Source organism: Cupriavidus necator N-1 (genome assembly GCF_000219215.1).
Lineage (GTDB): Bacteria > Pseudomonadota > Gammaproteobacteria > Burkholderiales > Burkholderiaceae > Cupriavidus > Cupriavidus necator.
Genome location: NC_015723.1, coordinates 1,204,437 through 1,228,521, shown reverse-complemented (window position 1 = coordinate 1,228,521; position 24,085 = coordinate 1,204,437). Strand labels below are relative to the sequence as shown.

The 24,085-nt window shown below is 67.7% G+C and carries 22 protein-coding genes; 8 read left to right on the top strand and 14 right to left on the bottom strand.

Annotation, left to right across the window (positions count from 1 at the left end; translation table 11 throughout):
• Positions 1–7: 7 nt before the first annotated feature.
• Genes mmsB through CNE_RS23710 form a run of 4 tightly spaced genes read left to right on the top strand, consistent with a single transcriptional unit; the run spans position 8 to position 3,503 of the window.
• Positions 8–913, top strand: coding sequence for a 3-hydroxyisobutyrate dehydrogenase (mmsB, locus tag CNE_RS23725; RefSeq protein WP_013952825.1), 906 nt, complete (start codon positions 8–10; stop codon positions 911–913).
• The gene (locus CNE_RS23720) at positions 910–1,680 is read left to right on the top strand and encodes an enoyl-CoA hydratase (RefSeq protein WP_013952824.1); all 771 of its coding nucleotides are present in this window, start codon (positions 910–912) and stop codon (positions 1,678–1,680) included. Before mmsB ends, CNE_RS23720 begins: the two co-directional genes overlap by 4 nt.
• A gap of 9 nt (positions 1,681–1,689) precedes the next feature.
• Positions 1,690–2,823, top strand: a complete 1,134-nt coding sequence (locus CNE_RS23715; protein WP_013952823.1) for an enoyl-CoA hydratase/isomerase family protein — start codon at positions 1,690–1,692, stop codon at positions 2,821–2,823.
• A 14-nt stretch (positions 2,824–2,837) separates the two neighbouring features.
• Positions 2,838–3,503 (top strand): Crp/Fnr family transcriptional regulator, encoded by a 666-nt coding sequence (locus CNE_RS23710; RefSeq protein ID WP_013952822.1) that lies wholly within the window; start codon positions 2,838–2,840, stop codon positions 3,501–3,503.
• A gap of 49 nt (positions 3,504–3,552) precedes the next feature.
• On the opposite strand, the gene CNE_RS23705 is transcribed toward CNE_RS23710, so the two are convergent.
• The 11 genes from CNE_RS23705 to CNE_RS23655 all read right to left on the bottom strand — a co-directional run bounded on the left by CNE_RS23705 (position 3,553) and on the right by CNE_RS23655 (position 16,787).
• Complete coding sequence (locus CNE_RS23705) at positions 3,553–5,118, bottom strand: kelch repeat-containing protein (RefSeq protein WP_148271654.1); 1,566 nt, start codon at positions 5,116–5,118, stop codon at positions 3,553–3,555.
• Between the two features lie 530 nt (positions 5,119–5,648).
• Positions 5,649–6,857, bottom strand: a complete 1,209-nt coding sequence (gene alaC / locus CNE_RS23700) for an alanine transaminase (RefSeq protein WP_013952819.1) — start codon at positions 6,855–6,857, stop codon at positions 5,649–5,651.
• 121 nt (positions 6,858–6,978) lie between these two features.
• A complete protein-coding gene (locus CNE_RS23695) occupies positions 6,979–7,371 on the bottom strand; it encodes a hypothetical protein (protein WP_013952818.1) in 393 nt (130 codons plus the stop codon).
• 78 nt (positions 7,372–7,449) lie between these two features.
• Complete coding sequence (locus CNE_RS23690; protein WP_013952817.1) at positions 7,450–8,277, bottom strand: siderophore-interacting protein; 828 nt, start codon at positions 8,275–8,277, stop codon at positions 7,450–7,452.
• 78 nt (positions 8,278–8,355) lie between these two features.
• Positions 8,356–9,063 carry a PadR family transcriptional regulator gene (locus CNE_RS23685; protein WP_013952816.1) on the bottom strand — a complete coding sequence of 236 codons (708 nt, stop codon included), beginning with the start codon at positions 9,061–9,063 and terminating at the stop codon, positions 8,356–8,358.
• A 91-nt stretch (positions 9,064–9,154) separates the two neighbouring features.
• Complete coding sequence (locus CNE_RS23680) at positions 9,155–10,243, bottom strand: MBL fold metallo-hydrolase (protein ID WP_013952815.1); 1,089 nt, start codon at positions 10,241–10,243, stop codon at positions 9,155–9,157.
• 156 nt (positions 10,244–10,399) lie between these two features.
• Positions 10,400–11,845 (bottom strand): FAD-binding oxidoreductase, encoded by a 1,446-nt coding sequence (locus CNE_RS23675; RefSeq protein WP_013952814.1) that lies wholly within the window; start codon positions 11,843–11,845, stop codon positions 10,400–10,402.
• Positions 11,846–11,870: 25 nt separating this feature from the next.
• Positions 11,871–12,680 (bottom strand): 4-hydroxy-2-oxoheptanedioate aldolase, encoded by an 810-nt coding sequence (hpaI, locus tag CNE_RS23670; protein WP_013952813.1) that lies wholly within the window; start codon positions 12,678–12,680, stop codon positions 11,871–11,873.
• A gap of 37 nt (positions 12,681–12,717) precedes the next feature.
• The gene (locus CNE_RS23665; RefSeq protein ID WP_013952812.1) at positions 12,718–14,190 is read right to left on the bottom strand and encodes an NAD-dependent succinate-semialdehyde dehydrogenase; all 1,473 of its coding nucleotides are present in this window, start codon (positions 14,188–14,190) and stop codon (positions 12,718–12,720) included.
• A gap of 33 nt (positions 14,191–14,223) precedes the next feature.
• A complete protein-coding gene (locus CNE_RS23660; RefSeq protein ID WP_013952811.1) occupies positions 14,224–15,747 on the bottom strand; it encodes a UxaA family hydrolase in 1,524 nt (507 codons plus the stop codon).
• Positions 15,748–15,770: 23 nt separating this feature from the next.
• Positions 15,771–16,787, bottom strand: coding sequence for a tripartite tricarboxylate transporter substrate binding protein (locus tag CNE_RS23655; protein ID WP_013952810.1), 1,017 nt, complete (start codon positions 16,785–16,787; stop codon positions 15,771–15,773).
• A 144-nt stretch (positions 16,788–16,931) separates the two neighbouring features.
• Between CNE_RS23655 and CNE_RS23650 the strand changes: the two genes are divergently transcribed.
• On the top strand, positions 16,932–17,873 hold the full coding sequence (locus CNE_RS23650; protein WP_041228617.1) for a LysR substrate-binding domain-containing protein: 942 nt from the start codon (positions 16,932–16,934) through the stop codon (positions 17,871–17,873).
• Here CNE_RS23650 and CNE_RS23645 read toward each other — a convergent pair.
• Positions 17,870–18,625: a sulfite exporter TauE/SafE family protein gene (locus CNE_RS23645; protein WP_013952808.1), complete on the bottom strand. Its 756-nt coding sequence runs from the start codon at positions 18,623–18,625 to the stop codon at positions 17,870–17,872. The two genes, CNE_RS23650 and CNE_RS23645, sit on opposite strands and share 4 nt — an antisense overlap.
• A gap of 425 nt (positions 18,626–19,050) precedes the next feature.
• Here CNE_RS23645 and CNE_RS23640 point away from each other — a divergent pair, with 425 nt between their 5' ends.
• From CNE_RS23640 to CNE_RS39395, 3 genes are read left to right on the top strand one after another with little or no spacing between them, the layout of a single operon-like run.
• Complete coding sequence (locus CNE_RS23640; RefSeq protein ID WP_041228616.1) at positions 19,051–20,484, top strand: cytochrome ubiquinol oxidase subunit I; 1,434 nt, start codon at positions 19,051–19,053, stop codon at positions 20,482–20,484.
• 4 nt (positions 20,485–20,488) lie between these two features.
• On the top strand, positions 20,489–21,496 hold the full coding sequence (gene cydB, locus CNE_RS23635; RefSeq protein WP_013952806.1) for a cytochrome d ubiquinol oxidase subunit II: 1,008 nt from the start codon (positions 20,489–20,491) through the stop codon (positions 21,494–21,496).
• Complete coding sequence (locus tag CNE_RS39395) at positions 21,496–21,657, top strand: DUF2474 domain-containing protein (RefSeq protein ID WP_013952805.1); 162 nt, start codon at positions 21,496–21,498, stop codon at positions 21,655–21,657. Before cydB ends, CNE_RS39395 begins: the two co-directional genes overlap by 1 nt.
• A gap of 25 nt (positions 21,658–21,682) precedes the next feature.
• On the opposite strand, the gene CNE_RS23630 is transcribed toward CNE_RS39395, so the two are convergent.
• Together CNE_RS23630 and CNE_RS23625 are read right to left on the bottom strand one after the other, a co-directional pair.
• Entirely contained in the window at positions 21,683–22,447 is a 765-nt protein-coding gene (locus CNE_RS23630; RefSeq protein ID WP_013952804.1) for a fumarylacetoacetate hydrolase family protein, read from the bottom strand.
• A 92-nt stretch (positions 22,448–22,539) separates the two neighbouring features.
• Positions 22,540–23,988: an MFS transporter gene (locus CNE_RS23625; protein ID WP_013952803.1), complete on the bottom strand. Its 1,449-nt coding sequence runs from the start codon at positions 23,986–23,988 to the stop codon at positions 22,540–22,542.
• Positions 23,989–24,085 lie beyond the last annotated feature (97 nt).

The following is a 24,085-nucleotide window of genomic DNA, read 5'->3' as shown; positions in this document are numbered from 1 at the left end:
AGACCCCATGCATATCGCCTTCATCGGCCTGGGCAACATGGGCGCGCCCATGGCGCGCAACCTGCTCAAGGCCGGCCATACGCTGACCGTATTCGACCTCAACGCTGCGGCGGTGGCGTCGCTGTGCGCCGAGGGCGCCGCCACCGCGGATTCCGCCCGCAAGGCGGTGGCCGAAGCGGACTTTGTCATCACCATGCTGCCCGCCGCCGCCCATGTGCGCAGCGCCTACCTGGGCCCGGAAGGCGTGCTGGCGGGCGTGCGCCCGGGCGTGCCGCTGGTGGACTCAAGCACCATCGACCCCGCCACCGTGCGCGAACTGGCCGCTGCCGCCGAGGCGCACGGCAATGCGCTGGCCGATGCACCGGTCTCCGGCGGCACCGTTGGCGCGCAGGCCGGCACGCTGACCTTCATGGTCGGCGCCTCCGAAGCGCTGTTCGCCCAGGTGCGCCCGGTGCTGGCCGGCATGGGGCGCAACCTGGTCCACTGCGGCGGCACCGGCACCGGCCAGGTCGCCAAGATCTGCAACAACCTGATCCTCGGCATCTCCATGATTGGCGTATCCGAGGCGATGGCGCTGGGCGTCAAGCTCGGCATCGACGCCAACGTGCTGGCCGGCATCGTCAATACCTCCACCGGCCGCTGCTGGGCCTCGGATACCTGCAACCCCTGGCCCGGCGTGATCGAGACCGCGCCGGCCGGGCGCGGCTACACCGGCGGCTTTGGCGCCGACCTGATGCTCAAGGACCTGGGCCTGGCCAACGACGCCGCGCGCAGCGTGAAGCAGCCGCTGTTCCTGGGCGCGCTGGCGCAGCAGGTCTACCAGGCCGTGAGCCATGCCGGCGACGGCCAGCTCGACTTCTCCGGTGTGATCCGCCAGTATCTGTCCGCCGCCGACAAGGAGGGCAAGCAATGATCGAGTTCGCCCTGCAAGGCCACGTCGCCACGCTGACGCTGAGCCGCCCGCCCGCCAACGCCTTCACTGCAGAAGGCCTGCAGCAGCTGCGCGAGCTGGTGGCAAGGATCGACGCCAACCCCGAAGTGCGCGCCGTGGTGGTCACCGGTGCCGGCGCGAAGTTCTTCAGCGCCGGCGCGGACCTGAACGGCTTTGCCGAGGGCGACCGTGCCCATGCCCGCGTGATGGCGCAGCAGTTCGGCAGCGCCTTCGAGGCACTGCAGAACGCGCGGCCCGTGGTGATCGCCGCGATCAACGGCTATGCCATGGGCGGCGGGCTGGAATGCGCCCTGGCCTGCGATATCCGCATCGCCGAGGAACAGGCGCAGATGGCCCTGCCCGAAGCCGCCGTCGGCCTGCTGCCGTGCGGCTGCGGCACCCAGACGCTGCCGTGGCTGGTGGGCGAAGGCTGGGCCAAGCGCATGATCCTGACCAACGAGCGCGTGGATGCCGCCACGGCGTTGCGCATCGGGCTGGTGGAAGAAGTCGTGCCGCGCGGCCAGGCCTTCGCCACCGCGCTGGCGATGGCTGAGCGCGCCTGCAATGTCAGTCCCCGGGCCGCCGCCCACAGCAAGCGGCTGGTACATCTGGCGCGCCAGGGCGTGCCGCGCCAGGCCGCGCTGGCCCTGGAGCGCGAGCGCTTTGTCGACCTGTTCGACGATGTCGACCAGCGCGAGGGGGTCAACGCCTTCCTCGAGAAACGAACGCCGCAATGGCGCAACGCCTAGGAGGCCGCCGTGCGCCTGACTGAAGAGACCAAGGCCGCCAACCTGGATGCCGCCGAGCCGGAGGTGCTGTTCCAAGTCGTCAACGGTGTCGGCATTGCCACGCTGAACCGGCCGCGCCAGCTCAATGCCCTGTCGTACCCGATGATCGTCGCGCTCGGTGCGCAGATGGAAGCCTGGGCGCAGGATGACGCCGTCCGTGCAGTGGTGCTGCGCGGCGCCGGCCCCAAGGCCTTCTGCGCCGGCGGCGACATCCGCGCGCTGACCGACAGCTACCGCGACAGCACCCCGCTGCACCGGCGTTTCTTTATCGACGAATACACGCTGGACTACCGCCTGCACCGCTACCCCAAACCGCTGGTGGCGCTGATGGACGGCATCGTCATGGGCGGCGGCATGGGCCTGGCGCAAGCCGCACACCTGCGCCTCGTCACCGAACGCTCGCGCGTGGCCATGCCCGAAACCGGCATCGGCCTGGTGCCGGACGTGGGCGCCAGCCATTTCCTGTCGAAGCTGCCGGTGCAGCTGGCCCTGTACCTGGGGCTGACCGGGGTCACCATCGGCGCGGCTGATGCCCTGCTGTGCGGGCTGGCCGACGCCGCGGTCGACAGCGCCACACTGGCCGGCCTGGAGCAGACGCTCGACGGCATCGCCTGGAGCGAGGACGCGCTGTCAGACCTGCGCCATGCGCTGGTGCGCGAGCATGTCGCCAGCGCCGCCGACGCACCGCTGCTGCAAGTGCTGCCGGCCTTGCTGCGGCATTTCCCCGCGCATGCAACGCTGCCCGAGATCCTGGCCGGACTGGCCTGCCAGGACGACCCGGCCTACTCCGCCTGGGCCACCCGCACTATCGACGTGCTGCGCACCCGCTCGCCGCTGTCCGCCTGCGCCACGCGCGAGCTGCTGCTGCGCGGCCGCCGCATGGACCTGGCCGACTGCTTCCGCATGGAGCTGGCGGTGGTGGTCGGCACGTTTTCGCAGGGGGATTTCATCGAAGGCGTGCGTGCGCTGATCGTCGACAAGGACAACACGCCGCACTGGCGCATCACCAGCTATGACGCCGTCGATGACGCCGCCGTGCAGGCGCTGTTCCGGCCGTGGTGGGCGCCGGGCGAACAGCCGCTGCCCCTCGCCCTGCCCGCCTGAGCGGATGCGCCATTGTGAGCCTCGACGCGCTGCTGGCGTGCAGCCCCTGGGCGGCAGCACTGACCCCGGAACAACGCCAGCGCGTGCGCGCCGAACTGCGTGAACGTGCCGTGCCGCAAGGCGCCTATGTCAGCCGCAAGGGCGACCTGGCCGACAACTGGCTTGGCATCGCACAGGGCCTGGTCAAGGTGCATTGCGCATCGCCATCGGGCAAGCGCGCCACCCTGACCGGCGTGCCGGCCGGCGGCTGGCTTGGCGAAGGCTCCCTGCTCAAGCGCGAGGCGCTGCGCTATGACGTGGTCGCGCTGCGCGATTCAAGCATCGCCTGCATGCCTGCGGCGACGTTCCGCTGGCTGCAGGAGACCAGCCTGCCCTTCAACCGCTATCTGCTAGACCAGCTCAACGAACGGCTGGGCTTGTTCATCGCCACCGTCGAGCATGAGCGGCTGCACGGCATCGAAGGCCGCGTGGCCCGGGCGCTGGCCACGTTATTCCATCCCGTGTTATGTCCTGGGCTGGGTCCGGCGTTGCATCTGACGCAGGAGGAAGTCGGCCTGCTGGCGGGCATCTCGCGCCAGCGGGCCAATGCCGCGCTCAAGGTGCTGGAGCAGCATGGGCTGGTGCGCGTCGACTATGGCGTCGTGCACGTGCTGGAGCTGGAAGGATTGCGGCGGTATTGAGCGCCGGGGCTGTCCGGCATCGCTACGCGCCGCCAACGGGCGAACGTTGCTAGGGCAGATATAGCTCCGTGGCATCGGACTCAACACCGCCATCGGCGCCACCTGTCACCAGCACCCGCCCGTCCGGCAACAGGGCGGCGGCGACCCCGCTGAGCGGAACGGACACGGAGGCTGCTGCGGTCCAGGCATTGGCATCCGGGTGATAGATCTCCGCACTTGCCGGGAGGCTTCCCCCCACTGCCAGCACCCGGCCATCGGCCAGCAGAATCAGGGCAGGCAACAGACGCCGGGCGTTCATGGTGCTGCCGGTCCAGCCTGACGTTGCGGGACCGTACACCCAGGCCTGCGGGGCACTTGCAAAGTCCCCCACGACCAGTACCTTCCCACTGCCCAGCAGGACGGACTGCACGACGTTGTGCGACCCGCCGGGGAACGGCACTGTCACGCTGGCGCCACTGCCGCTCGCGGGGAACAACTCGGCTGACAGGACCGCTCCCGTGCTGTTGAGACCACCGACCACGAGCACGGTGGCGCCATCCGGCAGCAGTGTCGCGGCATGCTGGGTGCGCGGCGTTGTCAGAGTCATACTTGCCACGGTCCAGGCGCCGAGGGCGGGATCGTACAGTTCAGCGGTACTCAGGGGCGCCACCCCTGACTGATTGCCACCGATGACCAGGACTCTTCCATCCGGCAACAGCGTGGCCGTGTGCCTGACGCGAGCCGCTGCCAGGCTGCCGGTCGGGGTCCAGGTTCCGGTAGCCGGATCGAACAGCTCTGCCGAAGCCAGTGGCGTCGAGATACCCGATGCACCGCCAGCAACCAGGACCTTGCCATTCAGCAGGCGCGTGGCGGTGTGCTCATACCGGGGCATGCCAAGGCTTCCGGTCGCAGACCAGGCATTTACGCTGGAGTCATAGAGCGCAGCGCCTGTTGTCACGCCCCCCGCACCAATGCCGCCAGCGGTCAACACCTTGCCGTCGGCGAGCAGGGTTGCCGTGTGGTAGTGCTTCGCTTGCGGCATGGGTGCGGCAGCCACCCAACTGCCACGCGCCGTCACAGATATCCGCACCTGCGCTTGCACACTGCCCGCGCGATTGCTTGCGGTGATGGTGTAGCTGGCCTGCATCTGCACGGACTGTGGCGTACCGGCGATCACGCCGGTCTGTGTGTTCAGGCTCAGCCCGCCCGGTAACGCGGGCGCAACGGAGAAGCTGGCGACAGCGCCGCCGGTGACTTGCGGCGGGTTGGGAACGATGACCTCCCCCACCACGTACAGGGCTGCTGTATTGCCGTACTGGAGGCTGGCGGGCGGCGCGACCGCGGCCTGCACCTCCATGCGGAGTTCCGTCGTGGTACTGCCCGCCGAATTTGTGCCCGTGATGATGTAGAGCGCCTGCGCGGCCGCAGCGGCGGGCGTCCCGCTGATGACACCCGTTTGCGCATCGAAGGCAAGTCCGGCAGGCAGCGCGGGCGCAATGCTGTAGTGCGTGATCGCGCCACCGCTGCTGGTGGGGCCGCTGGCGGCAACAGGATCGCCAACGGTAAAGATGACGGCCAACGCCTGATACGCCAGGCCAGTCGGCGCCACCGTGCCGTCGCGCACCTCGATCTGCACGCGGGCAGTCGCCGAACCTGCGCTGTTCGTGCCGGTCACAACGTGGATCGTGGCAGCCGTGGTGGTTGTCGGCGTCCCGGCGATGACACCGTGCCCTCATCGAGGCTCAGCCCCGCCGGCAACGGCGGCGCCACCATATACCGGGCGATCGCACCGCCGCTGGCGCTGGGACGATTCGGCACGATCGCCTCGCCTTGCACGTAGCTGGCGGATGGCATGCTGTAGTTGAGGCCTGCTGGCGGCTCGATTGCTGCATCTTCCTCGGCAACGCATCCGGACAGCATGGCTGCCCACAGCAAGGCCAGGACAACGAGGCAAGACTGGAGGAAGTGCCGCCAAGCAGGATACGTGGACGCGTGCGCACGGCTGGCAAGGGAGATCATGACAGAAGGACCCGGAAGTTATAGTTTTCCGGCGACCTTCTTGTCGGGCCGCCGCGATGCGCAAACATTAAAGCATCGCATCGCGGCACACCACATGACCCGTTCGGGGGAAATGAAAGGCCGGAATTAGGCCCCGCTCGCAGCCCCTCAGCCCTTCACGAGCCCGTCGGCCCGGAACATCGCCTTGATGCCCCGCACCGCCTGCCGGATGCGCGATTCGTTTTCGATCAGGGCAAAGCGCACATACTCGTCGCCATAGTCGCCAAAGCCGATGCCCGGCGAGACCGATACCTTGGCCTTGGCCAGCAGCTGCTTGGAGAATTCCAGCGAGCCCAGCGCGCGGTACGGCTCGGGAATCCGCGCCCAGATATACATCGACGCCTTCGGGATCTCCACCGGCCAGCCCGCTTCGATCAGCCCGCGCGCCAGCACGTCGCGGCGCGACTGGTACTGCGCGGCGATCTCGCTGACGCATTGCTGGTCGCCCTCCAGCGCGGCAATGGCCGCGATCTGCAGCGGCGTGAAGGTGCCGTAGTCGTGATAGCTCTTGATGCGCGTCAGCGCCGCCACCAGGTCCGGGTTGCCCACCATGAAGCCCACGCGCCAGCCCGCCATGTTGTAGCTCTTGGACAGCGTGAAGAACTCCACCGCGATGTCCTTGGCGCCCGGCACCTGCATGATCGACGGAGCCTTCCAGCCATCGAAGACGATGTCGGCATAGGCCAGGTCGTGCACCACGAAGATATCGTGCTTGCGTGCCAGCGCAATGACGCGCTCGAAGAAGTCAAGCTCCACGCATTGCGCGGTGGGGTTGGACGGAAAGCCCAGCACGATCATCTTCGGCTTGGGATAGCTGCCGCGGATGGCGCGCTCCAGCTCGGCAAAGAAATCGATGCCCGGCACCAGCGGCACCGAGCGAATATCCGCGCCGGCAATGACCGCGCCGTAGATATGGATGGGGTAGCTGGGATCGGGCACCAGCACCGTGTCGCCGCGGTCCAGCGTGGCCAGCATCAGGTGCGCCAGGCCTTCCTTGGAACCGATGGTGACGATGGCCTCGGTATCCGGGTCGATCTCCACGTCATAGCGTTCGCGGTACCAGTGCGCGATCGCGCGGCGCAGCCGCGGGATGCCCTTGGAGGCCGAGTAGCCGTGCGTATCGGGCCGCTGCGCCGCTTCAGTCAGCTTGGCCACGATATGCGCCGGCGTGGCGCCATCGGGGTTGCCCATGCTCATGTCGATGATGTCCTCGCCACGGCGGCGGGCGGCCATCTTCAGCTCGGCGGTGATATTGAAAACGTACGGGGGAAGGCGATCGATGCGCGCAAAGCGGCGCTTGCCAGAAGCGGCAGTCATGGAGGGAGTCCTTTACGTAAGCGCCCGGAACCGTCCGAGCGACGTCGGCAGCCGTTGTCTCGGCTGCCGGGACTCATGTTAGCGGGGATGCGGCCATTGCACAACCGGCGTGCGCAGATGCCTAGAGCCTGCCCCCCGGCAGACCGGTCGGCCGGTTCGCGGGCAGATGGCGCACGATGCAGTCCAGCGCGGGAGAATCGGAGCGCCCGCCCAGCGCCGCGCTGACCGAATCGCGGTACTGCTGCGCAGAAATGCGCTGGTAGTACAGGCGCGACGTCTGGTCCAGCCAGTAGACGTAGTCGTCGTCGCTGCGGCTGCCGCTGGTGCGCAGCCAGTCGCTGATATTGTTCGTCCCGACGATCATGTTCGGGCACGCGGTCCGCAGCGAATCGAGATAGGCATTGAAGTCGGTCGCCTGGCGATTGCGCACGGCGTCCGGCGCACAGGCGGCCAGGATGGCAACGGATGCCGCGGCGGCGGCGATGATGCGCAACGGCTTGGATGCAGGCAACACGGCAGTCCTCCCGGCGGTGACGTTGCCTGCCATCTTATGGCAACGCCGCGCCCTCGTACACCATATCGCCGCCGTGGCTCAGTCGTCCAGCGTCTCGTGCACCGCCGCGTCGCCGCGCTTCCAGTAGGCCGATGCGCGGATGCGCTTCTTGTCGATGCCGCGCTCGCTGACCAGATACTGGCGCACGGCCTTCATCGCCGCCGCTTCACCAGCGGCCCACGCATAGCCCTCGCCGCGCGGCAGCGTGAGCTTGCGCAGCGCCCCTTCCAGCAGGCTGCCTTCCAGCCCATCGCCACGATTCAGCCAATGCACATCGCATTGCGCGGACGTCGGCAGCGGAATCTGCGCCGCGGCATCGCCTACTTCCACCACCACGATGGCGCGCGTATCGGCCCCGAGCTCTTCCAGGCGCCGGGCGATTGCCGGCAGCGCGGTATCGTCGCCGATCAGCAGGTGCCAGTCGAACGCCGTGGGCACCACGAACGAGCCGCGCGGCCCGCCCATGCCCAGGTACTGGCCCGGCTGCGCCTGGGCAGCCCAGGTCGAGGCGGGACCATCGCCATGCAGCACGAACTCGATATCCAGTTCCTGCTTCGCCGCGTCGTAGCGGCGCGGCGTGTAGTCGCGCGCGGCCGGCCGCGGCTGGCCTTCGGGGAAGGTGATGCCGTCCGGGGTGACCTGCGGCAACACCGGCTTGTCTGCGCCATCAACCGGGAAGAAGACCTTGACGTGGTCGTCGAACGACGCCGAGACAAAGTCCTGCAGATCAGCGCCGCCCAGCGTGACGCGCAGCAGCTGCGGTGACACCTGCGTGGTGCGCACCACCTGCAGCAGGCGCATCTTGAGCGGATGGCGCACGCGCTGCACAGTCAAGTCGCGTGCGGAGGCTTGGTTGTTCTCACTCATATTGGAAATCCTTGGGATTAAACCCGGCGCCTGCCGGGTCAGGTTGCCGATGGCCGCAGCCAGCGTCAGTGCCACGCGTCAGGCCTTGCGGACCGCTTCGATCTCAGCCGCCGCGCGCAGCAGGATTTCTGCGATGCGGCGCTGCTCGTCGGCGCCCGCATCGCTGCGCAGCGCAATGGCTCGCTTGATCGCGGCACGGGCCTGCATCAGCTCGGGCAGCCAGCCGCCCTGCTCCGGCTCAGCCTGCGGCTCGCCGCTCATGGCGCGCCGCATCCACTCCACCTTGCGCGCCACGTGGCGCAGCTTGGCAATCATCACCTCGACCCGCTCGCGGTTGGCCGCCAGGTGGGCCTTGCCGGGCTCGGACAGCTGGTAGCGCTTCTTGTTGCCTTCCGTATCGACGGTGGCGTAGCCGACTTCCTCTAGGTAAGTCAGGGCCGGGTAGACCACGCCGGGACTCGGCTTGTAGAAACCGTTGGTACGGGTCTCGATCGCCTTGATCAGTTCGTAGCCGTGGCTCGGCTTCTCTTCGAGCATGGCGAGCAGCAGCAACTGCAGGTCATCGGCGCTGAACTTGCGGCCCCGGCGCCAGCCTTCGCCGTCGAAGCTGCCGGGACCATCGGCGCCGCCCGGGCCGAAGCCGTCGTCATGGCCGCCGCCCCAGAAGCCGCCGCCGTGGCGGCCCATGGCGTGGTGGGCGAAGTGGCGCTCAAAGTGCGGCACAAGGCGCATCAACAGGTGACGGCCGCGGCCTGAGAAGCCCAAAGGGTGGGAATGATGGCGCATGATTACCTCCGATATGTCGTAAAACATATCTTACGATATATATCGTACGATCGGAAGTCAAGGCGACGCGGCAGTTCCCGCCGCCCCGGGATTACCTCATGCGGTACCAGTGGCAGCCATCGGAACCGGTCTCGCGCACCGCCTCGCCCCGCTCCAGCAGGTAGTTCAGGTGCGCAATGCTTTCGCCGGTAGCCATCCCCAGCAGCCCGCCGCTTCCGGTGATGGGGCGCGAGAACAACTCACCAAACACATCCACCGCCCGCTTCGGCGTCCCCAACGCCCCACGCAACCGGTCCAGCGCCTGCATCTGGCTCGCCCGCAAATAATCGATGCGCGCATGCAGCCCACGGAACGGCTCGTTATGCGCCGGCAGCACCAGCACATCGTCCGGCACGGCGGCGCGTACCTTGTCGAGCGAGGCCAGCCAGTCCTGCATCGGATCGGCATCGGGCTCGGTCGGGAACACCGAGACATTGGAAGAAATGCGCGGCAGCACCTGGTCGCCGGACACCAGCAGCTTCAACGCCGGGCAGTACAGGCAGGCATGTTCGGGCGAGTGGCCGGTGCCGACGATGACCTGCCAGTCGTGCGCGCCGATGCGCACGGTGTCGCCATCGGACAGCCGGTGGAAGCTCTCGGGCAAGGCGTGGACATATTTGCCGAAGCCGCCGAAGCGGGTGCGGTACACCTCGATCGCTTCGTCGTCCCAGCCGGCCTTGCGATAGAAATCGGTCGCGTCATCCGGCGCCGCTCGTCCCGTATCCGCTGCCAGCACGCGGCACATCAGGTATTCCAGCCGCGTCATCCACAGCTGGCAATCGAACTTGCCGGTCAGCCACCCGGCCATGCCGATGTGGTCGGGGTGCATATGGGTCACGAACAGGCGCGTCAGGCCGCCGGCGAGCGGCCCGCTTTCGGCGAACAGCGCGCGCCAGGCCTGGGCGGTTTCCGGCGTCTGCAGCCCGGCGTCGACGGCGGCCCAGCCATTGCCGTCGCGGATGGCCCACAGGTTGATGTGGTTCAGGCCCAGCGGCATCGGCATGCGCAGCCACAGTACACCGGGCGCTACCTCGCAGGCGCGGCCGGGTTCGGGGGCGTCACCGCAGGGGTAGTCGAGTTCGGGCTTTTCGAGGGAGATGGGGGCAGCTGCGAGGGCGATGTCGGGAGAATGGGCGCTCATCGGTATCTGGGCCGGTGGGCCGGCCGTGCTGTGCGCAGTGGCCGGTGCGGCAATGCCCCGGCTCCGCGCGTTCTGGATAGCAGATACCTTAGCCCAGATGGGCGATTCATGCTACGCGCGCCCTGCCCGCGTTCCGTGGTGTGGAATAGCCGTGAGCTATCGGGCCGGCGCCGGCAGCACCTTGCCCGGATTAAGCAGGTTCAACGGATCAAGCGCCTGCTTCACCTGCCACATCAGCTCCAGCTCCACCTGGGACTTGTAGCGCGTCAGGTCATCGCGCTTGGCCACGCCGATGCCATGCTCGGCCGAGATCGAGCCGTTTTCCGCGTGGGCCATGCCGTCGACCAGCGCCGAGACCCGCTCATACCACTGAGCCAGGAACGCTTTGCCTGGCTGATCCCTGGGCCGCAGCGGGTTGAAGTGCACATTGCCGTCGCCCATATGGCCGTAGATCACCATGCGCGCGTCCGGCACCAGTTCCAGCACCTTGACCGAGGCTTCCTCGACAAACGCGGCGATGCGCGACAGCGGCACCGAGACATCGCACTTGATGCTGCCGCCGGTGCGGGTCTGGGCGTCGGAGATCTCTTCGCGGATGCGCCAGAAGGTCTGGGCATCGGACAGGCTGGCGGCCACGGCGGCGTCCTGCACCAGGCCCTGGCTGAAGCCGGATTCGAGGATTTCCATCAGCGTAGCGTTCAGGCTTTCCGCATCGGTGCCGGAGGTGAGCTCGATCAGCACCATCCAGTCGTGCTTGTCCTGCAGCGGGGAAGCCACGTTACCAAGATACTCAAGCACCAGTTCCAGCGCGGGCCGCGAGATCAGCTCGAACGCGGTCACGGCCTGGCCGGACAGGCGCTTGGCTTCGCCCAGCAAGGCCACGGCCGCGGCGGGGTCCTGCACGGCGACAAAGGCCACGGCGCTGCTGCGCGGCTGCGGCATCAGCTTGAGCACGGCGCCGGTGATGATGCCCAGCGTGCCTTCCGCGCCGACGAACAGGTGCTTGAGGTCGTAGCCGGTGTTGTCCTTGCGCAGGCCACGCAGCGACGAGTAGATGCGGCCATCGGGCAGCACTACTTCGATGCCGAGCACCAGGTCGCGCATATTGCCGTAGCGCAGCACCGCGGTGCCGCCGGCATTGGTCGACAGGTTGCCGCCGATTTGGCACGAGCCTTCGGAGCCGATGCGCAGCGGGAACAGGCGCTGCCGGGCCTCGGCGGCGCCGCGTGCCGCGCTCAGTGTGACGCCGGCCTGCACGGTCATGGTGTCGTTGATGGTGTCGATGTCCAGCACCCGGTTCATGCGGCTGAGGTTGACCACCACGGCGGTGCCGCTGTCGTCCGGTACGGCGCCGCCCATCAGCGAGGTATTGCCGCCCTGCGGCACCACCGGCACGCGCTGGGCGTGGCACCACTGCAGCACCTGGCTGACCTCTTCCGTCGATGACGGCAGCACCACTACCTGGGCCTGGCCGCGGTAGATGCCGCGGTAGTCGGTCACATAGGCCTGCGTGTCGGCGTCGCCGCTGCGGCAGGCGTTGGCGCCGACGATGGCATGCATCGCGCGCAAGGTGGTGTCTGGGGTCGGGAGGTCAGCTGGCATGTGTGTAAGGCCTAGGAAATACAGGTCAGTACGCGGCGGAGGGCTTGTCTGCAGCGGGAGCGTCCGCGGGCTGCGCACGGAACGATGCGGCAAGCTTGCGCGCGGCGTTGGCGTACAACATCACGTCCACGCCCGTGGCCACGAAGGTGCAGCCCAGGTCGAAGTAGCGGCGTGCCAGTGCCGGGTCCGACGTTAGCGTGCCGGCGGCCTTGCCGCTGGCGATGATGGTACGCATCGCGCCTTCGATGGCGGCCTGCACCTCCGGGTGTCCGGGGCGGCCGCGGTGGCCCATCGACGCAGCCAGGTCGGCCGGGCCGATAAAGACGCCGTCGATGCCATCCACCGCACAGATTGCTTCCAGGTTCTGCAATGCGGTGACGGTTTCGGCCTGCACCAGCAGGCAGACTTCATCGTCGGCCACATCGAGGTAGTCGGTGCGGGCGCTCCACTGCGAGGCGCGCGCAATCGCGCTGCCCACGCCGCGGATGCCTTGTGGCGGGTAGCGCGTGGCGCTGACCACCATGCGGGCCTGTTCTGCCGTATCCACCATCGGCACCAGCAGGCTGCGCGCGCCGATGTCGAGCAACTGCTTGATCAGCGGCACTTCGCCGGCGACGGCACGCACCACGGGCTGGACCGGGTATGGTGCCACGGCCTGCAGCGCGTGCAGTGTCGAGCGCAGGTCGTTGGGGGCGTGTTCGCCGTCGATCAGCAGCCAGTCAAAGCCTGCGGTGGCCGACACTTCGGCCAGGTACGGCGTTGCCATCGACAGCCACAGGCCGATCTGCGCCTGGCGGGCGGCCAGCGCGGTCTTGAAGGGATTGTTTGCGGGCATGGTGTGTTCCGGTTCGATGATCGCTGGGCCCGGCGCTTCAGCCGAGCTGGCCCTGGCAAAGGTACTTGGTATGCATATAGTCGTCCAGCCCGTGGCGCGAGCCCTCGCGCCCGTAGCCGGATTCCTTGACGCCGCCAAACGGCGCCGCCTCGGCCGCGATCGCGCCCTCGTTGATGCCGACCATGCCGGTTTCCAGCGCCTGCGCCACGCGCCAGATGCGGCGGATGTCGTTGGAGTAGAAGTACGCGGCGAGGCCGAACGGGGTGTCGTTGGCGTCGAGGATCACCTCGGCTTCATCGCGGAAGCGGAAGATTGGCGCGACCGGGCCGAAGGTCTCTTCGCACGACAGCTCCATCGCGGGGGTCGCATCGGCCAGCACCGTTGGTGCGTAGTAGTGCGGGCCATCGGCGGTGCGCACGCGCTTGCCGCCGGTGACCACGCGCGCGCCCCGGGCGACGGCGTCTTCCACATGGCGTGCGATCTTGTCGACGGCGCGGGCATTGATCATGGGACCGATCTGCGCGGCCTCTTCCGTGGCCGGACCGACATGCAGCGCGCCAACGCGCTGTGCCAGGCGCTCGACAAAGGCGTCGTGCACGGCGTCGTGCACATAGACGCGGTTCGGGCACACGCAGGTCTGGCCACCGTTGCGGAACTTGGACGCCATCAGGCCATCGATCGCGGCATCGAGATCGGCGTCCTCAAAGACGATGAAGGGCGCATTGCCGCCCAGCTCCAGCGACAGCTTCTTCAGCGTGGCCGCCGATTCGCGCGCGAGGTGCTTGCCCACGGGCGTGGAGCCGGTAAAGGTGATCTTGCGCACGCGGCTGTCGGCCAGCCAGGCGTCGACCACGCCCGGCGTGTGCTCGCGCGATGCGGTGACGATGTTGAGCACGCCCGCGGGCATGCCGGCCTGCTGCGCCAGCCATACCAGCGCCAGCGCGGTCAGCGGCGTGTCCTCGGCGGGCTTGGCCACCACCGTGCAGCCGGCGGCCAGCGCCGGGGCGATCTTGCGGGCAATCATCGCCAGCGGGAAGTTCCACGGCGTGATCGCCGCGACCACGCCCACCGGTTCCTTCAGCACCAGCAGTTTGCGGCCCGGCACGGCTTCGGCGACGATATCGCCGCAGATGCGGGTGGCCTCTTCGGCAAACCACTCGACATACGACGCGCCGTACTGCACCTCGCCGCGTGCCTCTTTCAGGGGCTTGCCCTGCTCCGTCGAGATGATGCGCGCCAGGTCTTCCTGGTGCGCGAGGATCAGCGCATGCCAGCGCTTGAGCAACTGGGCGCGTTCGCGCGCGGGCCGGCGGCTCCACGCCGGGAAGGCGGCGGCAGCGGCATCGACGGCAAGGCGGGCATCGCCGGCATCGCTGTCTGGCACGTTGGCAAAGGTCTCACCGGTGGCCGGGTCGGCGACCGGCAGGCGGGCGCCAAGGCCGGCATCGCACCACCGGTCGTCAATCAGGTTCTGGCTGCGCAGCAGCGCTTGCTCGGAAAGCGTCAGCATAAGTGTGTGGGAGAGAGATTTGCAGGAGGCCGCTCAGCTGACGATGCCGAGGTGCCAGGGCACGAACTCGTTGTCGCCCAGGCCCAGTGCCTCGCTCTTAGTCGGCTCGCCGGAGGCCGCGCGCAGGATATGTTCGAAAATCCGCTGGCCCATCTGCGGCACGGTCAGCTCGCCGTCGAGCACCAGCCCGCAGTTGATGTCCATGTCTTCCTCCAGGCGGTTATACATCGCCGAGTTGGATGCGAGCTTGATCGTCGGCGCGGGCTTGGAGCCGAACATCGAACCGCGGCCCGTGGTAAAGCAGATCAGGTTGGCGCCGCTGGCGATCTGGCCGGTGACGGCCACCGGGTCATAGCCGGGCGAGTCCATGAACACAAAGCCGGCCTGGTCGATCGGCTCGGCGTATTCGTACACCGCCTGCAGCGGCGTGGTGCCGCCCTTCATGGCCGAGCCCAGCGATTTCTCGAAGATATTGGCCAGGCCGCCCTGCTGGTTGCCGTGGCCGACCACGCCGTTGAACTGGGCGTTGTGGCCGGCGGTGTAGCGCTCCCACCAGGCCAGGCGGTCCAGCAGCTTCTGGCCGACCTCGGGGGTTACCGCGCGGCGCGTCAGCATGAACTCAACGCCATGGATTTCCGGGGTCTCGGACAGGATGGCGGTGCCGCCATGGCGCACCAGGATATCCATCGCCGCGCCCAGCGCCGGGTTGGCGCTGATACCGGAAAAGCCGTCCGAGCCTCCGCATTCCAGCCCGATCTTCAGATGGCTGGCCGATACCGGCTGGCGGACCGCGGCATTGGCCGCGGGCAGCATCGATTCGATCGCGCGAATGCCTGCGGCAATGGTGGCACGCGTGCCGCCGGCATCCTGCATCACCAGCGTGTGCACCGCGGGGCCAGGCTCCAGCCCCTGCGATTCCACCAGTGAGGCCACCTGGTTGCGCTCGCAGCCCAGGCCGACGATCAGCACGCCGGCCAGGTTGGGATGGCGCGCGTAGCCGGCCAGCGTGCGGCGCAACACGTCGAAGTGCTCGCTCGGCGACGACATGCCACAGCCGCTGGTCTGCGCGAAGGCGACCACGCCATCGACATTCGGATACGCTGCCAGCCGCTCCGCTGTGAAATGCGCGGCAATCTGGCGGATCACGGTGGACGAGCAATTGACCGACGACAGGATGCCGATGAAATTGCGCGTGCCCACGCGCCCGTCCGGTCGCACAAAGCCGTTGAAGGTGGCGCGCCGGGCCTCGGGCACATAGTCCACCGGCCGCACGTCCTGGCAGAACGCCGGGTCGCGGTAGAAATCGACCAGGGTCAGGTTGTGCGAATGCACGTGGTCGCCCTGGGCGATATCGCGCGCGGCCACGCCGATGACGGTATCGAACTTGCGCACCGGCGTGCCGGCCGCGATGGCGCAGGCAGCGATCTTGTGGCCGGCCGGCACCTGTGCGCGCACGCGCACGGCGGGGTCGGCCAGCTGCTGGCCAAGGCTGAGGTCGCTGCGGGCGACCAGCACGTTGTCGTTGGCGTGCAGGCGGATGACGGGATTGGGATTCACTTGGACTTGGCCTTTGACGGCAATCAGCCTTGCTGCAGCAGTTCTTTGAGCTTGAGGCGCTGGATCAGCTGGGTTTCCTGGTCATAGACGCTGGCCACGTACTTCTTGTAGTCAGGACCGTCCAGGTACATCACGGGCGCATCCAGGCGCGCCGCCACCTGCTTGAACTCGTTGCTGGCCACCGCGGCGCGGAAGACGTCGCGCAGCTTCTTTTCCACGGCGGGCGGCAGGCCCTTCGGGGCGCCGATGCCGTTGGGCGCTTCCACCACCACGTTGTAGCCCAGCTCCTTGAGCGTCGGCGTGTCCTTGAAGCGGGTCGCGCGCTGTTCGCCCCAGGTGGCCAGCAGGCGCAGCTTGCCGGCTTCCACGTGCGGCGCCCACGAGCTGGAATCGGCCAGCAGGTCCACCTGCCCGGCCAGCACGTCCTGCAGCGCGGCGGCACCGCCCTTGTAGGCGATCGCATTGAACTGGATGCCCGCGGCCAGCGCGAACTGCTCCATGCCGACGTGGGTGGCGCCGCCGATGCCGGCGTGCGCATAGGTGATCTTGCCGGGGCTGGCCTTGGCGGCGGCCACCACGTCCTGCAGCGTCTTGTAGCGCGAATTGGCCGGCACGGCGATGCCGAAGGTCTGGCCCGAGGTGCGCGCCAGGTAGGTCAGCTCGCTGCGCGGATCCAGCTGCAGCATGCCGAGCTGCGCGAAACGCGTCACCGAGATCGGGATCTGGCCGATGGTGTAGCCATCCGGATTGGCGCGCGCCAGGGCCTTGGTGCCGATCATGCCGGAGGCGCCGGCGCGGTTCTCGACCACGATCGACTGCTTGAGAATGCCGCCGGCCACCTGGCACAGCGCGCGCATCGACTGGTCAGCGGTGCCGCCCACCGGCCAGGGACAGATAAAGGTGATGGGACGCTCGGGATACTCGGCGGCCAGCGCCCGTGCAGCAGGCAGCAGCACGCCGACGGCGCCCGCGGCAGCACCCGCTGCGGCTCCGATGAGCAGGCGGCGGCGCTTGGAATCGATGGTGAAGCCTTGAGTCATTTGCGGGTGTCTCCGATGTTTTCATTATCGGCGGGACCGGCGCAGCCAGCCTCGTCATGCCCGCATTCTGTCGCGCCTCAACATAACAATCCAATCAAAAAACGGCATTGCTTCATAACCTTAAGGTTAGATAGACTGGCGGGCATGGTCCAGATCGATCGCGCGCTGCGCTCCAATATCAAGCTGCGCCACCTGCAATTGCTGGTGGCGCTGGATGAGTTCCGCCACCTCGGCCGCACCGCGGAGTTCCTGTCCGTAAGCCAGCCGGCGGTGTCCAAGGTGCTGACCGAAGTCGAAAGGATGCTGGGTCTGTCGCTGTTCACGCGCTCCACCCGCGGCACCGAGCCCACCCCCGCCGGGGAATCGCTGGTGCGCTTTGCGCGCTCGGTGCTGGCCCAGTACGAGCAGACCCGCGACGAGATCGCCGCGGTGCAGAGCGGCGCTTCCGGCCGCATCCGCGTGGGCTCGATGGGGGCGGCGCTGCCGGTGCTGCTGGCGCAGTCCGTGGGCATGCTCAAGGACCGCCACGCGCGCGCTACCGTGCTGGTGGAGGAAGGCGACCTGACCCACCTCTTGCCCAAGCTGCGCCTGCGCGAGCTGGACCTGATCGTGGGCCGGCTGGAGCCGGGTTATGCGGCGCCGGACCTGTTGACCGAAGCTCTCTATGAAGAACCGATGGTGGTGGTGGTCCGGCGCGGCCACAAGCTGGCGCGCAAGGCCCGCCCCAGTTGGGCCGACCTGGCGGCGATGCCCTGCGTGCTGCCACCGCCGTGGGCCTCGCTGCGCGTGAAAATCGAGCAGGCCTTCTATCGCTACGGCTTGCACCCGCCGCAGGATGTCATCGAGACCTCGTCCTACCTGGCGCAGGCCACCTTTGTCGGCCAGCGCGGTGCGGCCGGCTTCATGGCTGAGTCGGTGGCGCTGTCGTTGCAGGAGGAAGGCCAATTGCACGTGCTGAAGATGGCCGTGCCGGTCGACCTGCCCCCGGTCGGAATTATTACGCTGCGCGAACGGGCGCCGTCGCTCGGCACCGACCAGCTGGTGGAATGCCTGCGCGAGGCTGCGGCGCAGGTCAGGGCCGTCTAGCCCGCACGCGCCATCAATACGGGCACCGACGTGGCCAGCAGGGCCACGCCGGATACGGTCAGCAGCGTCAGCGCGACCTTGCGGAAGGTGGCCTCGCTGATACCCAGGTAAAGCCGCGTGCCCAGCAGCGTGGGCACCAGCATTGCGGGAGCCACCACCAGGAACATCGGCAGCATCTCGCGCGTGACGATGCCCTTGCCCACATAGGCGGCCATGGTCATGGCCAGCGTTGCGAGGTTGAAGTTCTGGATCACCGCGCGCTGCTCGTCCTTGTCGAATCCGCGCAGCGTGCACCATAGCGTGGGGATCACGCCGGAAAAGCCACCGATGCCGCCCATCACGCCGCCGGCCGCACCGGCAACGCCATCGGCCACGCGCCCGCCCACCCCGATATGCGGCAGCTTGCGCACCATTAGCATCACCGGGCACCACAGGGTCAGGAAGCCGCCGAGCACGACCTTGAACCACAGCGCGTCGAGCATCGGCAGGATCGCAACGCCCAGGGGGATGCCGGCCACGCCACCGGCCACGAACGGCCACAGCCGCCGCCACGACAGCCCGCGACGCACCGACGCCGCCGCCAGCAGCTGGCCGGTAAGCGCGCCGAACACGGTCATGGCCGAGGCCAGACGCGGCTCGATCGCCCAGGCCCAGAACGACATCGCCACCATGCCGAAGGCAAAGCCCGACAGCCCCTGGACAAAGCCGGCCACGGCGGCGCCGGCGATCACGATCAGCAAGGTGGAATCCATGGCAGGCGGGGCCGCGTCAGGCAGTGGCGGACGCGATGTTCAAAGGCTTCTGGGAAGCGCATGACTATGCACTTCTTTGCCCTGCTTGTCAGCCGCTGCCTCTGCTGCGCCGCGCAAAACTGATACGGTATTTTTTCAATGAGGTGATGCTGTTTCGTTCATCCGGGCTCCGTTAGCATGGTCGCTATCAACAAGGGCACCGGGCCGCGGGAAGCGGCGCCGGCGGCACCGGGTGCGGCGATATGTCACCCGTACGACACCGGCAGCAACGGTGCCCTTTGCTGCGCGCGCGGCGTACACTACGCTTTACCGCACGCGCCTACGGCCCGCGCCCCGGCGCGCCCTGCCGACCGGCCCCCGGCCTGCCAGACGGCAGTGCCGCGCCCGTCACAGGCGTGCGCCAGGCCAGCGCCACGGAGAACAACATGTTTGGTTTGACCGCGCTAGACCTCGCCCGCACGCAGTTTGCGTTCACGATTTCCTTCCACATCATTTTTCCGGCGATCACCATCGGCCTGGCCGCCTACCTGGCGGTGCTGGAAGGCTGCTGGCTGCGCACGCAGCGCACGCATTACCGCGACCTCTACCACTTCTGGTCCAAGATCTTTGCCGTCAATTTCGGCATGGGGGTGGTGTCCGGGCTGGTGATGGCCTACCAGTTCGGCACCAACTGGAGCTTCTTCTCGGAGTTCGCGGGTAGCATCACCGGGCCATTGCTGACCTATGAGGTGCTGACCGCCTTCTTCCTGGAAGCAGGCTTCCTGGGTGTGATGCTGTTCGGCTGGAACCGCGTCGGGCCGGGGCTGCATTTCTTTGCCACGGTGATGGTGGCGCTCGGCACGCTGATCTCCGCCACCTGGATCCTGGCATCCAACAGCTGGATGCAGACGCCGGCGGGCTTCGAGATCATCAACGGCCGCGTGGTGCCGACCAACTGGTTCGAAGTCATCTTCAACCCGTCGTTCCCCTACCGACTGGTGCATATGAGCGTGGCGGCGTTCCTGGCCACGGCGCTGTTCGTCGGCGCGTCCGCCGCCTGGCACCTGCTGCGCGGGCGCGACAACCCCGCCATCCGCAAGATGCTGTCGATGGCGATGTGGATGCTGCTGATCGTCGCGCCGATCCAGGCCGTGATCGGCGACATGCACGGCCTGAACACGCTCAAGCACCAGCCCGCCAAGATCGCCGCGCTGGAAGGCCACTGGGAGAACAAGGGCAATGAAGGCCTGCCGCTGCTGCTGTTCGGCTGGCCCGACATGGCGCGCGAAGAGACACGCTTCGCGGTCGAGGTGCCGCGCCTGGGCAGCCTGATCCTGACCCATACCTGGGACGGGCAGATCAAGGGCCTGAAGGAGTTCGCGCCGCAGGACCGGCCCAATTCCACGATCCTGTTCTGGTCGTTCCGCGTGATGGTGGGGCTGGGGCTGCTGATGATCCTGCTGGGCGTGTGGAGCCTGCTGCTGCGCCGGGGCGAGCGCATGTACCGCTCGCGCGGCTTCCTGCATATGGCGCTGTGGATGGGGCCCACCGGCCTGATCGCCATCCTGGCCGGCTGGTTCACCACCGAAGTCGGGCGTCAGCCGTGGGTGGTCTACGGGCTGCAGCGCACCGCCGACGCGGTGTCGCCGCACGGCGTGCCCGAGCTGGCGGCGACGCTGGCGATCTTCGTGGTGGCGTACTTCTTCGTGTTCGGCGTGGGCATCGCCTACATGATGCGGCTGGTGCGCAAGGGTCCGGCGCTGGAAGAAGCCAAGCCGGAAGGCGGCCCCGGACGCGGGCATACGCCGGCACGGCCATTGTCAGCGGTGGATGACGACGAAGCGCTCGCCCCCGCCACCACTGCACGCACCCGGAGCTGACACCATGGGCATCGACCTCTCGCTTCTCTGGATCGTCATCATCTTCTTCGGCGTGATGATGTACGTGGTGATGGACGGCTTCGACCTGGGCATCGGCATGCTTTACCCGTTCGTGCCGGACCGGCATGACCGCGATGTCATGATGAACACGGTGGCGCCGGTCTGGGACGGCAACGAGACCTGGCTGGTGCTCGGCGGCGCCGGGCTGCTGGCGGCGTTCCCGCTGGCGTATTCGGTGGTGCTGAGCGCGCTCTACCTGCCGCTGATGCTGATGTTGCTGGGCCTGATTTTCCGCGGCGTGGCGTTCGAGTTCCGCTTCAAGGCCAACGACCGCGAGCGCCCGGTGTGGGATGCCGCCTTTATCCTGGGCTCGGCCACGGCCAGTTTCTTCCAGGGCGTGGCGCTGGGCGCCTATATCGACGGCATCAAGCTGGAGGGCCACCGCTTTGCCGGCGGCCCGCTGGACTGGCTCACGCCCTTCCCGCTGTTCTGCGGCGTGGGGCTTATGGTGGCCTACACGGTGCTGGGCAGCACCTGGCTGATCATGAAGACAGAGGGCGAGCTGCAGCAGCGCATGATCAAGCTGACCGGCACGCTGGCGTGGCTGCTGCTGGCGGTGATCGCCGTGATCAGCCTGTGGACGCCGCTGACGCATCCCGAGATTGCCGAGCGCTGGTTCAGCCTGCCCAACCTGTTCTGGTTCTCGCCGGTGCCGATCCTGGTGGCGCTGTGCATGTTCATGCTCATGCGCGCGCTGCGGCACGAGCCGGATATCTCGCCGTTCATGTATGCGCTGGGGCTGGTGTTCCTGGGCTACAGCGGGCTGGCAATCAGTGTCTGGCCCAATATCATCCCGCCGGGCATCTCGATCTGGGATGCCGCCGCACCGCCGCAAAGCCAGGGCTTTGCGCTGGTGGGGGCGCTGTTCATCATTCCCTTCATCCTGATGTACACGGTGTGGGCCTACTACGTGTTCCGCGGCAAGGTGCGCCACGGCGACGGCTACCACTGATGGATATGGATACACAGCGCCCGGGGACAGGGACGGGCAGCGGCACCTGGCTGCGCCGCATCGGCTGGCTGGTGCTGATCTGGGCCGCCAGCGTGGCGGCACTGGGCGTGGCCGCGTGGGTGCTGCGGATCATCATGCAGGGCGTCGGCTTGCGCAGCTGACGCCCCGTGCCCCGGTCAGTTGGCCTCAGAGCTGGACCGAGGCCTCGCCGATGCCATCGAACTCCGCAGTCACCAGGTCGCCAGCCGATGCATCCAGGATGCCAACCCAGGTGCCGGTGGTGACGACCGTGCCGGCCTCTACGCGTCGCCCGTCGCGCGTGGCGTGGCGCAGCCAGGCGACCAGCCCATAGGCCGGATCGCCCAGCGCGTGGGTGCCGCGGCGCTCGGTCGTTTGCGTGCCGATCCGCACCCGGCAATGCTGTGCCGCCCAGTCCCGCGCCGCATAGTCACGCCATTCGCCAAGCACCAGTGCGCCGTGGGACTGCAGGTCGGCCAGCTTCAGCAGCGCGGGCGCGGCGAGATACTGCCGCCAGCGCGAATCGACGATTTCAATCGACACCGCCATCGCTTCGATCAGCCCGGCCGCGCCGGCGTAGTCGAGGGCGGCAGCCTGCGCGGCGTCAACGCCCTGCCCCAGCCGCAACGCAATTTCCGCCTCGATGCCGCGCCATGTGAACGGCCAGCCGCCGGCATGCGCGGGGCTGGTCCAGACCCCGGCCGGCGGCAGTTGGGCATGCGTCAGCACCGCCTCGCGCGTGGCGCCGCCGGATTTCCAGTAGCCGGCGCCTGTCACTGGCCAGCCAAGCGCGCGGGCCACGGCCGACTGTACGGCGTAGGCCTGTTCCGCATTCTCAAGCGCGCTGGCAAATTGCCCTGCATCGGCGCAACCCTGTTCGCTACGCGCGCTGAGCAGGGCCTGCGCGACCCGATCGATATTGGAAGATGTCATGCCTTGGGTATTTCCTTGAATGAGGGATGAATATTGCCCGGTATCCCGCTCCCGGCAAGCGCGCGCAGCACGCTGCCGGGAGCGGGCCGGTCTCAGGAACCGCTGGCGCTGGGCGCGGTGCCACTGACGGCAGGCCCGTTTTCGTCGTCGGCGGCGGTCTCGCCCATGGCGCGGCCGAAGGTTTCCGGCGCGAACTGCACGGCCAGCGCAAACACTGCGTACATCGCCGCGAGCATGCTGAACATGCCGCCAACGCCGTAGGTTTGGAACACGCGCCCGCTGATCAGCGGCGTCAGCGCGCCGGCCAGGGTGCCGAGCGCCAGGATCAGCGAGGTGCCGAACGCGCGCACGTGGGTGGGATACTGCTCCGGCGCGAAGATCCAGATCGACGTGTTCAGCAACACCACGCAGAACGTGAAGGCGGCGCCAAACAGAAGCACCAAGCCCACGTTATACGTCAGGAAGCCGAAGCACAACCCGGCCGCGCAGGCCAGCCCCGCGCCTATCGTCAGCACCCGCTTGCGCGGGAAGTGATAGCCGCAGTACGACGCCGCGAGCGCGCCGAACAGGCTGCCGCTCTGCATCACCATGGTGAAGAGAAAGCTCTTGGAGATGGTGTAGCCCTGCGACATCAGGATGGTCGGCATCAGCGTCAGCACCGAGATCTGCGCGCCGTACGTCATGGACACCGCAATCCCCAGCGCGATCGTGCGCCGTCCCAGGCGGCCCTTGAAGATGTCGCTCAGGCGCACCCTGGTGCGCGGCGCCTCGTCCTGGATCGCGGCCTTGATATAGGGCGTCGGCTCGCCGTCGAGCTTGCCCAGGCGGCCGGATGCGAGCACCGACAGCACCCGGTTGGCCTCGTCCACGCGCCCCTTGGACAGCAGGAAGCGCGGCGTCTCCGGAATAAAGCGCCGGTAGAACACGACGAAGAATGCCGGCAGCACCAGGCAGGCAAACAGCCAGCGCCAGCTGTCCGGACCCGGGAACATGGCGAATACAGCCAGGCCGAAGGCCGGCGCCAGCATATTGCCCAGGCCGCCGCTGCCCACGCTGACCAGGCCCACCGCGGTACCGCGGAAGCGCGTCGAGCACAGCTCGGCCAGCATGGTCACGGCGATCGAGATCTCCCCGCCCAGGCCGATGCCGACGATAAAGCGGCCCGCCGCCAGCACGCCATAGTTCGGCGCCAGCGCGCAGATGATGGCGCCCAGCGTGAACAGCAGCAGGTTGGCGCTCAGCATCGTGCGCCTGCCGTAGCGGTCCGCGATATAGCCGGAGCCGATGCGTCCCAGCGCGGCGGCACTGAAGGTCAGCGTATTGAGAAAGCCGATCTCCGCCACCGAGATGCCCCACTGCTCGCGCAGCATGGGGCCGATCAGGCCGACGGCGTTCTGCTCGAAGACATCGAACATCACCCCGAGCATGATCATGAAGATGATCTTCTTGTGCGACGCCGTCACCCCGATGCCATCCATGGCCCGGTCGAGCTCATGCTGCTGTGGGGAATTCGGCGATTGAACTACAGTTTCTGCGCCCATCTTTGTCTCCTCCTCGTTTCGAGGTTGTCGCGGTGTGTCCGCGACCTTGTCGCCGCCGTGTCCGGCTGGCGTTTGTAGAGCAGCGATAAAACTTCGT